Source organism: Xanthomonas sp. NCPPB 3442, from assembly GCF_056725145.1.
Genome location: NZ_CM161514.1, coordinates 3,456,547 through 3,469,387, shown reverse-complemented (window position 1 = coordinate 3,469,387; position 12,841 = coordinate 3,456,547). Strand labels below are relative to the sequence as shown.

Annotated in this window: 10 protein-coding genes; 6 read left to right on the top strand and 4 right to left on the bottom strand. The window is 64.8% G+C overall.

Translation table 11 applies throughout. From position 1 onward, the window contains the following. The first annotated feature begins 1 nt into the window (after position 1). The 5 genes from paoC (at position 2) to AC1POX_RS14955 (ending at position 6,525) form a co-directional block, all read left to right on the top strand. A complete protein-coding gene (gene paoC / locus AC1POX_RS14975) occupies positions 2-2,209 on the top strand; it encodes an aldehyde oxidoreductase molybdenum-binding subunit PaoC (RefSeq protein ID WP_126952683.1) in 2,208 nt (735 codons plus the stop codon). After that, entirely contained in the window at positions 2,206-3,210 is a 1,005-nt protein-coding gene (locus AC1POX_RS14970) for an XdhC family protein (protein WP_372356329.1), read from the top strand. The genes paoC and AC1POX_RS14970 overlap by 4 nt, the downstream gene beginning before the upstream one ends. A gap of 405 nt (positions 3,211-3,615) precedes the next feature. Beyond that, entirely contained in the window at positions 3,616-4,224 is a 609-nt protein-coding gene (locus AC1POX_RS14965; RefSeq protein ID WP_372356328.1) for a nucleotidyltransferase family protein, read from the top strand. Between the two features lie 667 nt (positions 4,225-4,891). Further along, positions 4,892-5,107, top strand: coding sequence for a hypothetical protein (locus AC1POX_RS14960; protein WP_008572430.1), 216 nt, complete (start codon positions 4,892-4,894; stop codon positions 5,105-5,107). Between the two features lie 167 nt (positions 5,108-5,274). Beyond that, a complete protein-coding gene (locus AC1POX_RS14955; protein ID WP_029819873.1) occupies positions 5,275-6,525 on the top strand; it encodes a DUF819 family protein in 1,251 nt (416 codons plus the stop codon). 331 nt (positions 6,526-6,856) lie between these two features. On the opposite strand, the gene AC1POX_RS14950 is transcribed toward AC1POX_RS14955, so the two are convergent. Together AC1POX_RS14950 and AC1POX_RS14945 are read right to left on the bottom strand one after the other, a co-directional pair. Further along, entirely contained in the window at positions 6,857-8,041 is a 1,185-nt protein-coding gene (locus AC1POX_RS14950; RefSeq protein WP_029819872.1) for a Tle-like phospholipase domain-containing protein, read from the bottom strand. A gap of 36 nt (positions 8,042-8,077) precedes the next feature. Then, positions 8,078-8,887, bottom strand: coding sequence for an ankyrin repeat domain-containing protein (locus AC1POX_RS14945; RefSeq protein WP_372356327.1), 810 nt, complete (start codon positions 8,885-8,887; stop codon positions 8,078-8,080). A 223-nt stretch (positions 8,888-9,110) separates the two neighbouring features. On the opposite strand from AC1POX_RS14945, the gene AC1POX_RS14940 reads away from it, so the two are divergent. Beyond that, positions 9,111-9,815, top strand: a complete 705-nt coding sequence (locus AC1POX_RS14940; protein WP_372356326.1) for an HAD family hydrolase — start codon at positions 9,111-9,113, stop codon at positions 9,813-9,815. Between the two features lie 610 nt (positions 9,816-10,425). Here the strand turns inward: AC1POX_RS14940 and AC1POX_RS14935 are convergent. Next, on the bottom strand, positions 10,426-10,650 hold the full coding sequence (locus AC1POX_RS14935) for a YbdD/YjiX family protein (protein ID WP_003488133.1): 225 nt from the start codon (positions 10,648-10,650) through the stop codon (positions 10,426-10,428). Next, positions 10,650-12,722, bottom strand: coding sequence for a carbon starvation CstA family protein (locus AC1POX_RS14930; RefSeq protein WP_008572442.1), 2,073 nt, complete (start codon positions 12,720-12,722; stop codon positions 10,650-10,652). Before AC1POX_RS14930 ends, AC1POX_RS14935 begins: the two co-directional genes overlap by 1 nt. Positions 12,723-12,841: the final 119 nt, after the last annotated feature.

Below are 12,841 nucleotides of genomic sequence, written 5' to 3'. Positions count from 1 at the left end.
TATGAAATTCGACACTCCCGCCGGCACCAATCCCATCGATCAGCTCACTGTCGTCGGCAAGCCCGTCGACCGTATCGACGGGCCACTCAAGACCACCGGGCAGGCACCGTATGCCTACGAACATCACGACCTGCCGGGCCAGCCCGCTTACGGGCATGTGGTGGGCGCAGGCATCGCCAAGGGCACCATTCGCAGCATCGATCTGAGCGCGGCGCGCAAGGCGCCGGGCGTGCTGGGCATCGTGACCGCGCAGAACGCAGGCAAGTTGCAAAAGGGCAAGTTCAACACCGCCAAGCTGTTGGGCGGCCCCGAGATCGCGCATTACCACCAGGCCATTGCCGTGGTGGTGGCGGAAACCTTCGAGCAGGCGCGTGCGGCCGGCCAGTTGATCAAGGTCGATTACGGCCGGCACGTTGGCGCCTACGATCTGGAAAAGGCCCGTGCCGGCGCCAAGGTGACCAAGAAGGGCGACGCGCCCAACAGTAATGTCGGCAACTTCGACGCTGCCTTCGCTACAGCGCCGGTGCAACTGGATGCCCAATACACCACACCGGATCATTCGCACGCGATGATGGAGCCGCACGCATCGATTGCCATGTGGGATGGCGACAAGCTCAGCGTGTGGACATCCAATCAGATGATCAATTGGGGTGCCGGCGATCTGGCCAGGACGCTGGGCCTCCCGCGCGAAAACGTACGGATCATGTCGCCGTACGTCGGCGGCGGTTTCGGCGGCAAGCTGTTCCTGCGTGCCGATGTAGTCCTGGCATCGCTGGCCGCGCGTCAGGTCGGACGTCCGGTCAAGGTGATGTTGCCGCGGCCGCTGATCGCCAATAACACCACCCACCGCCCGGCCACGGTGCAACGCATCCGGCTTGGGGCCGGGCGCGACGGCAAGCTCACGGCGATTGCGCATGAAAGCTGGTCGGGTGACTTGCCCGACGGCAGCCCGGAAAACGCCGCTGCACAAACGCAATTGCTCTACGCTGGTGCTAACCGCCTGATTACGACCCGTCTGGCCGTGCTCGATCTGCCCGAAGGCAATGCCATGCGCGCGCCGGGCGAGGCGCCGGGATTGATGGCGTTGGAAATCGCCATGGACGAGATGGCCGAAAAGCTCGACATGGATCCGGTCAAGTTCCGCATCGTCAACGACACCCAGGTGGACCCGGAAAATCCGCAACGCCCGTTCTCGCAGCGTCAGCTGGTCAAATGCCTGGAAGATGGCGCAAAGCGATTCGAGTGGTCCAAGCGCAAGGCCAGGCCGGGCAGCACGCGCGACGGTCGTTGGCTGGTCGGCATGGGCGTGGCGGCGGCATTTCGCAATGCGCCGGTCACGACCTCCGGCGCGCGTATGCGGCTGGAGCAGGGCGGGCGCGTGGTGGTGGAAACCGACATGACTGATATCGGGACCGGCTCCTATACCATCATTGCGCAGACCGCTGCGGAAATGCTCGGGGTCCCGCTGAACTGGGTGGATGTGCGCCTGGGCGATTCGAGCTTTCCGGCCTCTGCAGGCTCCGGTGGGCAGTGGGGCGCGAACAGTTCCACCGCAGGCGTCTATGCGGCCGCAGTCAAGTTGCGTGAAGCGGTGGCCAGGCAATTGGGCCTGGATCCGGCCGCTGCCGAATTTGCCGATGGCTATGTGCGCGCCGGTGGCAAGCGCATTGCGCTCGGCGATGCCGCGGCCAGTGGCGCGCTGGTGGTGGAAGACAAGATCGAGTTCGGCGACCTCAGCAAGACGCATCAACTCTCCACGTTCGGCGCGCATTTCGTCGAGGTGGGCGTGGATGTGGCCACCGCCGAAGTGCGCATCCGGCGCATGCTTGCCGTATGCGCCGCAGGACGCATCCTCAACCCCAAATCCGCACGCAGCCAGGTCATCGGCGGCATGACCATGGGCGCCGGCGCGGCACTGATGGAAGAGCTGGCAGTGGACAAACGCCTGGGCTTTTTCGTCAACCACGACCTGGCCGGCTATGAAGTGCCGGTGCATGCGGACATTCCGCATCAGGACGTGGTGTTCCTGGAAGAAAGCGACCCGCTATCGTCGCCGATGAAGGCCAAGGGCGTGGGTGAGTTGGGCATCTGCGGCGTGGCAGCAGCCATCGCAAATGCGGTTTACAACGCAACCGGCGTGCGTGTGCGCGACTATCCGGTGACCCTGGACAAATTGCTGCCGCACCTGCCCGAGATGCTGCGCGCGTGAGCGCGGTGGTTGCCCCGGTCGCGCATGCGCCGCCGGCGTGGCCGGCATGGCCGGGCTACGCGTTGCTCGACGATTTGTTGCCAACGTTGAGCGCATGGCAGCGTGCAGGGCAGCGCGTGGCGATGGCGACCTTGATCGATGTGCAAGGCTCCTCCCCACGGCCGTTGGGGAGCGAGATGGCCATCAGCGCCGATGGGAGCGTGGCAGGCTATGTCTCAGGCGGCTGTGTCGAGGCGGCGGTGGCGCATGAAGCCATGGCAGCGCTGCGCGATGGTCAGCCGCGCTGGCTGGATTATGGCGAAGGCAGCCAGGTGCTGGACATCCAGCTCAGCTGCGGCGGGCGCATCGGCGTGCTGGTGTGGCCGGTGCCGGATCTGGGCGAGCACCTCGCACGTTGGCGTAACGCGCGCCAGCATCGGCGTGCATTTCATGTGGCCTTGGATCGTGCGTCCGGCACGGTGCGTTACCTGGCAAATGCACAGGACGCGCGTGCAGGCGAATTCGTGCGCACTCATCGTCCGCCGTTACGGCTGGTGCTGGTCGGCGCCGACCCATCGCTGCTGGCGCTGGTGTCGTTGGCCAGCCAGATGGGCATCGATGTGCGCGTGTTGCGGCCGCATGGTCCGGGCGAACCGCCGCCGGGCTTGGCGCCCGAGCACTACGACCGACGTGCGTTGGGCGATGCGCTGCAGGACCTGCATCTGGATGCCGACACCGCGCTGTATAGTCTGGCCCACGATGCCGAGATCGACATGCAGGTTGCGCAGCGCGGCTTGGCGTCCCCTGTTGCCTGCATCGGCATCCTCGGCAGCCGGCAGAAGCGCGAAGGTCGCTTACAGGCCTTGCGGGCGCTTGGGTATGGCGATGCCGCACTCGCACGTCTGCGTTTGCCGGCGGGCTGGCGCATGGGGCGCTCGTCACCGCACACCATCGCGCTCGGCATCATCGCCGAAGCCACGCAAGCGGTGGTGGATCTACAGGCCGTGACCGCAAGCCGATAAGTCGCTGGCTGCTCCTGCCGCGTGCGTGAGTCATCAAGGCGCATCGCAGCCGGTCGGGTCGCACACAGCTGCTTTCGAGCACTATCGTGGCAGGCCTCCGACAGTACGCTGTGATCTGCATCGCCATGGGCAGGCCTTCGCCAATGCATCCACAGCGCACGCAAAGGGTAGTCACCTTGCACGCACAGCCGGCGCTCTAGGCTGCAGCTGTCTTCCATTCAAGCAGCACGTCGCCATGACCCCTGTTCCGGATCGCCACGTCGACGTCTCGCGTGATGCTGTTCGCGTTAGCTTCTTCGCCACCCACCATTCCGCACGTGGTGACGACGTCGGAAAGCGCCACGCTCCCGCCGTCTGGCAACCAGCACCGCACGCTGCTGCCGCCACGCCAGCAGCGTACGGCGCATGAGTGGCGATCACGCCGCACTGGTGCTGGGCGCCGGGGCAGGGCGCCGGCTTGGCCGCTCGAAGCAATTGCTGATGCGCGATGGCGAGCCGTTGCTGCATCGCGCTGCTCGCATTGCGTTACTGACTGCGCCACGCCGCTGCGTGGTCGTGCTGGGTGCCGATGCTGATGCGTTGAGCGAGGTGTTGCAGGATCTGGATGTCGAAATACTGCGGCACCCCGATTGGTCCGAGGGCATGGGCTCCAGCCTGGCCACGTTGCGCCGGCATGTGCAGGGCGACCCGGCATTGCGACGCAGCCTGATCCTGGGGTGCGATCAGCCTGCGCTGGATGCCCCGCATCTGCGTTCCCTGCTGGAAGAAGCCGATCGCGCCGTCTCCGGGTGTGCAACCAGTGGCTACAGCGGCGTGCGCGGCATTCCCGCGGTGGTCACGCATGCGGCCTGGGCGGATGTGCCATTGCAGGCCGACAGCGGCTTGCGCGGCCTGTTCGCCAGCCTGGACATGCAGAGCCTGGGGTGCGTAAGCGCTCCGGCGTTGGCATTGGATATCGACACGCTGGCGGATCTGGCGGCCGCGCAGCAGCGCGGCTGGGTCGATGCGGACTGAGACGCCGTGACGGGTACGCACGCAAATCTCTGGCAGCCTGGGTCCTGACACGATCGGCGCCGGCCGCACCGTCAGCGGCAGGCACCGTCACTGCACGCACGCTGACGTGACCGGTGCCGATCACCGACACCGGTCCAGGCGCGTTACCTCTTCTTTGCAGCCCGCCAACCGACATGCCTGGCCGACACGCTCAACCGTGCAACAGCCTTACGACCACAGCACGACCGCTTCCCTGATCACCAACACATAGCCAATGACCATGGCGGTCTTGACCGAAAACTGGAATTTCCTAAGCAGATGCATGCAACCCCTCCCCAGAGGCAGTCTTTAAGAGCGACTGATCACCCACTGCGCACCGTCCACGCCCGTCTGACGGTTGCTGATGACGCGGCGTTCACCAGTCCTGACCGAATGTAGCGCTGGACGTGATGTGTGTCACGTAAGAATTTTCCTACCGACCTGCCAGTGTCAGCCCGACGGCATTGGCATGCATAAAAGAACATCCTGGCTATGCCGGACGCGGGGCCATTGGCTACTCTCCCGCGGCCCCTTGAGTAAGGGCACGCCGGCATACCGGACGGGAGAAGGCGTTCCCATTCCTCGCGCATCGCGGCCCTACGCCCCATGCGCCTTTGCTCGACCGCTAGACGCACTGGCCGGAGGCCTGATGGACGAGTCTCGTTATGTTGTACGCATCCACCCCGCACAGGGCGGCTGGTGGGTAACCCGCCCGCACTGGTCGCCGCTGCGGTATTTGCGCGAGCAGGGCGCCCTGGACTTTGCCGAATGGATGGCAAAACTGCACTGCCTGACCACCGGCCAGCCCAGCGGCGTGGTGGTCAATACCGGCGGCGGCGATCGGGTGGTGCGGCGTTACGGCTGAGGCCGTAGGCAACGCTGTCGCTTGCTGCAGTAAACCATTGCCCACGGTGGCGGCTGTCCGCAGCTGTGCGGGGTTTGCGCAGACGTCCGGTTCGGCTAGATTCGAGGGATCGGCCACCTGGGTCCGGTCCGCGCTCTGGCGGCTACTTCTCTGGATGTCCGCCTGTCGTGAATGCTGCCGGTGCTGCGCTGATTCAAAACGATATCGTCGTGTTCGGCCTGATCGCCGCCACCCTGGGCGCGGTGTTCTGGACGTCTGCGCGGGAGCAGGGGTTCTGGCGGCGTTTCTACGCGGTGGTGCCGGCCTTGTTGCTGTGTTATCTACTGCCCGGCATCTACAACACGGTCGGTTTGATCGATGGTGCCAACACCAGGTTGTACAACCCGATCGCCCGTGACGTACTGCTGCCTGCGGCATTGATCCTGCTGACCTTGAGCATCGATCTGCGCGCGATCCTGCGGCTCGGCCCCAAGCTGGTGGCGATGTATCTGGGCGCATCGCTAAGCATCATGCTGGGTGCGGTGGTGGCGTTCTGGGTGATGCGCTGGCTGCATCCGGCCACCGTGGCCGGCGATACCTGGGCCGGCATGGCAGCGCTGGCGGGCAGCTGGATCGGCGGTGGCGCCAACATGCTGGCGATGCGCGAAGTGTTCGATGTGGACGCAACCACGTTCGGGCAGTTCGCGGTGGTCGATGTCGGCGTGGGCTATGTGTGGATGGCGGCGCTGATCTTCCTGGCCGGCCGCGCGCGCAAGATCGATGCACGCAGCGGTGCCGACACCCGGGCGCTGGATGCCTTGCAGGAGCGCATGGCGCGCTTCCAGGCCGAGCATGCGCGCATTCCCAGCTTGGCCGACTTGATGGTGATCGTGGCGGTGGCATTCGGCGGTGTCGGCCTTGCGCATGCCCTGGCCAATCCCCTTGCCGCGTGGTGCAAGGCGCAGTTGGATTGGGCCAGCCAGTTCAGCCTGGATACGCCGTTCGTGTGGGTGGTGGTGCTGGCGACCAGCCTGGGCCTGCTGCTGAGCTTTACCCGTGCGCGCACGCTGGAGGGCGCGGGCGCGTCCAGGATCGGCACCTTGCTGTTGTATTTCCTGATCGCCTGCATCGGCATGCAGATGGATCTGCTGGCGCTGCTGGACCGGCCATGGTTGTTCCTGCTCGGCCTGATCTGGATTGCCGTGCACATTGCCGTGTTATGGGGGCTTGGCCGGTTGTTGCGGGTGCCGTTCTTTTATTTTGCGATCGGCTCGCAATCCAATATCGGCGGCCCGGCCTCCGCGCCGGTGGTTGCCGCGGCATTTCACCCGGCTCTGGCGCCGGTCGGTGTGCTGCTGGGCACGATGGGCTACGCCACCGGCACCTATCTAGCCTATCTGGTCGGCATTACCTTGCGGGCGATGGCAGGCGCTGGATAACTCGCGCCGCAATCTGCAACGCCACGATGAAGCGACCGAGCGAGGTATCACACCGCTGTGCAATCGCCAGTGCGGCTGGGCTGGGCGATGCTCGGCGTTGCGCCATGTGCCGCGCCTGGCATGCCGCTTCTGCGCACCGTGCGCGATTGGCTGACGACTCCGATGACACGGTGTCGGCCATGTCGCGCCGCGGTTCGAATACGCGCGCTAGTCTCAAAGACACGCTGCACTGCGCGAAGCCGACAGCGATCGCGCGCAAGACCTTGACGCGCTGCTGCCAGCCGCGTGCAGGCGAAGAGTGGCCCGCGACATTGCGCGGGCCACTGGCGCCTTACTGCTGAATCACCCGGCGCTGCTCTTCCTGCTGCTGCGGCGGCTGCTGGGTGTGTTGCTGATTGTGCTGGTGCAGCTGGCTGACATTGGTCTGCGCCGGCTCGTTGGCTGCCGATGCCGTCTGCACATGGCTGCGCAGATGGGCCGGGTCGTCCATGCGCCCCTGCACCGCGATCAGGCTGTCGCCGTCACGGTTGGGCACCAGGTGATCGATACGTTGCAAGCCATCGTTGCCTGCACGCGCGGCCACGCTGGCAGCGGTATTGAGAAACGCGGTGTCGTCGCGCAGCCCCAGGCGGTCGCGTTGCCCATCCAACTGCACCACCGCGTCGTTGAATAGCTGGCTGCCGGGCTGCAATGCGGTGCCGCGCGCCTGGTCCTGCGACTGCATGTCCTGCGCCTTCATCACCGAATCGATGCCGTGCAGATCCAGCCGATGCTTGAGCATCATGCCCGGCACCAGACGCTGGCCGAAGGACAACGGGTCCGGTTCGGGCAGTTCGATCTGATGACCGGCCGCATTGGGCATGGCCCATTTGAGCGGGATGCTGTCTTCCTGCAGATGGGTCAGGATTTCGTTCTTGACGTGGTAGCCGCGGATCAATTCGCTGTTGGCGTAATCCTTGGCCGCCGATGCATCCAGACCTTGGCGCTCCAGCGTGCGGTCGTTGACGCCGGCGGCGTTATAGGTCACTGCCGGAATGTCGTTGACCATTGCCGATGCCGCGGCCAGACCGCCGCCCAGCGAATGCCCGCTGATCACCACCTGGTCGCCGAACGCCTGTTTGGCCTGGCTACCGAGCTGGATCGCCGAAGCGTATTGCGCATCGTCGAAGCCCAGGCCCTGGCCGATGTTGTGCTTCCAGTCCTTGCCTTCGTCGGTGCCGCAGAAGCCCAGCACCACCTGCCCCTGATCATTGCGATAGAACGCGGCATCGAAGCCGCTCTTGGCGTCGTGCAGCAGTGCAGGGTCGATGCCTGCCTGCTGCAGCGCGCGGTCGTCCATGCGCGACCAGCCATTGGGCAGGGCGGCAAAGGTTTCGGCGCCGCCTTCGCGTCGTTGGGCGGCGGTGGCGTAAAGGTCCTGCAGCATCGCTGGAAGCTGGCGGTCTTCCGGATGCGGTTGTTGCCCGCGCATCGATTCTGCGAACGGGGTGGAAGAAGAGGATTCTGACGGGCTCATGCGCGGCTCCTTGCGTTCGTCATGCGAAAAGCGCGCTTAGCGGCTGCTTTCCACGGGAATGTTGTGGGCGTTCAACCACGCGCGTACGTCCGACCTGACCTGCTGGCCGCTGGCGTTGAGCAGGCGGTCCGGCGTGGTGAAGAAATACGCCTGGAAGGTCTTCTGCTGGGCATTACGCACGGTGGGATCGACACCGGCCTTGAGGAGGATGAGCACTGCAGGGCTGGCTGCGCCACTTTGCGCTGCAAGGTGCAGCAGGCTGTTGCCGGTGTGGTCGACGCGCTGTACATCTGCACCGGCCTTGATCAGCAAATCGATCTGCGCATCGCGCTTGCTTTGCACCGCGCGAAACAGCGGCGTCCAGCCCGCCCGCGCGCTGACGACATCGATCGGCGCCTTGTGCTGCAACAGGATCTGCAGATACTGCGGGTCTTGCGCCATGGCGGCCATGTGCACGACCGTTTCCTGGTCCATGCCGGGGAGCGATGGGTCTGCGCCTGCATCGAGCAATGCGGCCAGCGCGCGCGGTTGTTCGTTCCAGATTGCCCATTCGAGCAAGGTGACGTTTTGATCGCCATGCGCGGCGAGATCGACAGTGGGGGCGAGTGCCTTGATCCGGGCCACATCACCGTGCGCAATGGCCTGGGCGATGTCGGTCAGGGCGGGGTCGCGGAAGGCGACGGTGTGGTCCTGCAGCGTGGCTGACATGGTGGTTTGCTCCTTGGCACCGGGCGAGGCGGTGCATGAGACCGCGAAAAACGAGGTCGCAAGAACGAGCAGGGCGGGGAATCGCGGTTGCATCGAAATCTCCTTCTCCTGATCGCATTCCTGATGACGCTGCAGCAAGTCCCGCCGCAGCGGGGCAGATCCTAGCAGCTGGAAAAATCGCTTGCGGTAAGATTTCGTGACATGGCTTTTTGTGACATGACGGTACGGCTTGTGACATGACGGTGCTGCGGGCCGCATGCTCGGGGCCGCCTGTCCTGATGGTGCGCGTGCTGCAAGCGGCGAAGTGTCCATCGCCACAGCCTGCTGCCCCACAGCCGACGGTCACACCCGGGCCGGCATAATGGCGCTTTGTGAGCAGATGGGTGCGATGGCGTACGAGCTACTGATCAGTGACTGTGATGGCGTTCTTGTCGACAGCGAGATACTGGCCGACCGGGTAATGCGTGAGGCGCTGGCATCTTTCGTGCCAAGCGAGCCGCTGGAACAGCTGCTGGAAACCACCTTCGGGCAGACCACGCGCGAGGTGCTGCGGCGGGTGGAAGAGCGCTTTGCATTGCAGTTGCCAGAGACTCTGCTCGCGCAGATCCAGGCGCGTAGCGAGGCCTTGATCCAGTCGCAGGTGCAGCCGATCGCAGGCGTACGCGAGGCGTTGGAGCAGATTCCACTGCCGTTGGCGGTGGCCTCCAATAGCCGGCGCCACAATGTGATTGCCTCGGTGGAACGGGCCGGGCTCACCGCACGCGCGGCGGGACGTATTTTCAGCGCCGACATGGTGGAGCGGCCCAAGCCGGCACCGGACGTGTATCTGCTGGCGGCACGCACCGCCGGAGTCGCGCCGCCGCGTTGTGTGGTCATCGAAGACAGCCCCACCGGTGCAACCGCGGCCGTGACGGCCGGCATGCAGGTGCTGGGGTTTACCGGTGCAAGCCACATTCCACCGGGGCATGGCGACACCCTGCGCCGCATTGGTGTGCTTGAAGTGTTCGACGACATGCGCGATTTGCCTGCGCTGTTCGCGCGGTTGGCGCAAAAGCGGGCTGGGTAAGGCGGCAGCTTGGTGAGGGGGGGCGGTGTCATGGGTACGCAGTGGACCCGTCCCGCAAGCGGCGAGGACACCGCGCCGCAAGGTGTTCGGTTGTCTTGTCGAAACATGCGTAACGACCAACGTGAGAGGGCCCGCAGCCAACGCGCGGGTAGTGTCCTGCAATTGATGGATTGGACGTTGCGATCCGTCCGAGTGATCGCGATTCGGGTCGTCGCCCAATCTTGACGCATTCAAAAGCTGGGTCGTCGAGTGCGCGGTGTCCTCGCCGCTTGCGGGACACGCCGTGAACCCGTCCATGGGAGTCGTTGGCGGCATCCATGCCGCCAACGGTCCCGCAAGTGGCGAGGACACCGCACTAGACAGTTGACTGACGCCTGATGAAAGCAGCTCGCTGCCGCGAACAGGTTCCTGCACGCGTCGATTGGGTTTTTGCTGCGGATCGATTGGCCATCACATCGACAGGCGCTGCGACGAGCGAATGCGCCATTACGTGATTCGTTTTATCGAGTTGCGGTCGAGCCAACGCAACAGGGCGCGATTCGCATCGCGCCCTGCTGCGGTTCTACCTCTTGATCAGCCGACGACCGGCCAGGCAATCAACCGTCACCGATCAACAACAGCGAAACCCACTCTTGCCGCCATAGCGCGCATCCTGGCGCTCGCGGAAGAAGGCGGGGTAGTCCATCACCGGTTTGTCGGGATGCTTTTCCAGCATGTGGCGCACGTAGTTGTCGTAGTCGGGGATGCCGCAGCACAGCCGCGCGGTCTGGATCAGACGCCGCCAGATGCGGCGATGCGCCTGATAGTGACTGGCCAGGACGAGTTGCGTGCCCATTACAGGTCTGCCATCTGATGCGGCTGCAACGCCACGTACGGGGTTTCGCGGTCGGTGCGCTGCGGGTTGCGGCGTGCTGCCACGATCGTCTTGATCGAATAGATCAGGATCGAGCCGACCACGAACAGGAACAGCACGGTCAGCCCGGTGTTGACGTAGGCATTGGTGACGATCTGCTGCATCTGCGGCACTGTCTTGGCCGGCGCGGTGATGGTGTTGCTGGCGATGGCCGCCTGGAACTTGTGCGCCTGCGCCAGGAAGCCCTGCGCCGGGTTGCTGTCGAAGATCTTGATCAACCCGGCGTACGTGGTGCACAACAACAGCCACAGCGCCGGCACGATGGTGACCCACGCGTAGCGGTCGCGCTTCATCTTGAACAACACCACCGTACCCAGCATCAACGCGATCCCGGCCAGCATCTGGTTGGAGATGCCGAACAACGGCCACAAGGTCTGGATGCCGCCGAACGGATCGATCACGCCGGTGTAGAGCAGGTAGCCCCACAGCGCCACGCAACCGGCGGTGGCGATGATGTTGGCGGTCCACGACTCGGTTTTCTTCAACGCCGGGATGAAGTTGCCCAGCAGGTCCTGCAGCATGAAGCGGCCGGCGCGCGTGCCGGCGTCTACCGCGGTCAGGATGAACAGGGCTTCGAACAGGATGGCGAAGTGATACCAGAACGCCATGGTGTCTTCGCCCGGCAGCAATTGGTGCAGGATCTGCGCGATGCCCACCGCCAGCGTAGGGGCACCGCCGGCGCGCGCCAGGATGCTGTGCTCGCCGATATCGCGTGCCGTGGCCTCGAGTACCTGCGGTGTGATCGAGAAGCCCCACTCGCTGATCTTGGCAGCCACTGCGACAGTGTCGGTGCCCACCAGCGAGGCGGGGCTGTTCATGGCGAAGTAGATGCCCGGCTCGATGATCGACGCGGCCACCAGCGCCATGATCGCCACGAACGATTCCATCAGCATGCCGCCGTAGCCGATGTAGCGCATGTGGCCTTCGTTGGCGAGCAGCTTGGGCGTCGTGCCGGACGCGATCAACGCATGGAAGCCGGAGACCGCGCCGCAGGCAATGGTGATGAACAGGAACGGGAAGATGCCGCCCTTCCAGACCGGGCCATCGCCGGTGGAGGCAAATTGCGTGAGCGCCGGCATCTTCAGGTCCGGCATGACAACCAGGATGCCGATCGCCAGGGCCAGGATGGTACCGATCTTGAGGAAGGTGGACAGGTAGTCGCGCGGTGCCAGCAGCAGCCACACCGGCAGCACCGAGGCGACGAAGCCGTAGCCGATCAGCATCCAGGTGATCTGCTTGGCGGTGAAGGTGAAGGCCGGGCCCCAGGTCGGGTCCGCGGCCACCTTGCCGCCTAGCCAGATCGCCCCCAGCAGCAGGATCAACCCCACCACCGAGATCTCGCCGATCTTGCCGACGCGGATGTAGCGCATGTACACGCCCATCATGATCGCGATGGGCATTGTGGCGATGACGGTGAACATGCCCCATGGGCTTTCCGCTAGCGCCTTGACCACCACCATCGCCAGCACCGCCAGGATGATGATCATGATCAGGAAGGCGCCGAACAGGGCGATGGTGCCGGGCACCTGGCCCATTTCCTCGCGCACCAGATCGCCCAGCGAGCGGCCGTTGCGACGGCTGGACAGGAACAGCACCACGAAGTCCTGCACCGCACCGGCGAACACCACGCCCACCACCAGCCACAGCAGGCCGGGCAGGTAGCCCATCTGTGCGGCGAGCACCGGGCCGACCAGCGGCCCGGCGCCGGCGATGGCGGCGAAGTGATGGCCGAACAGCACGTGCTTGTTGGTGGGCACGTAATCCAGGCCGTCGTTGTTGGCGACCGCCGGGGTGGCGCGGGTGATGTCCAGCTGCATCACCTTGTCGGCGATGAACAGGCTGTAGAACCGGTAGGCGATCAGGTAGATCGACACCGCGGCCACCACGATCCATAACGCGTTGATGTGCTCGCCACGCCGCAGCGCAACGGTACCCAGGCAGAACGCGGCCAGCAGCGCCAACGCGCCCCAGGCCAGCTTGGAGAACCCTTTCATGCATGCCCCTCAGGAACGATTCGTTCAAGGGTCCCCCCACGCCCGGCTGCGGTCAATGCCAGGCGGGCGCAACGGGTTAAAACTTTGGTCGTAGGGTGCTGCGGTCACAGATCGGTTAG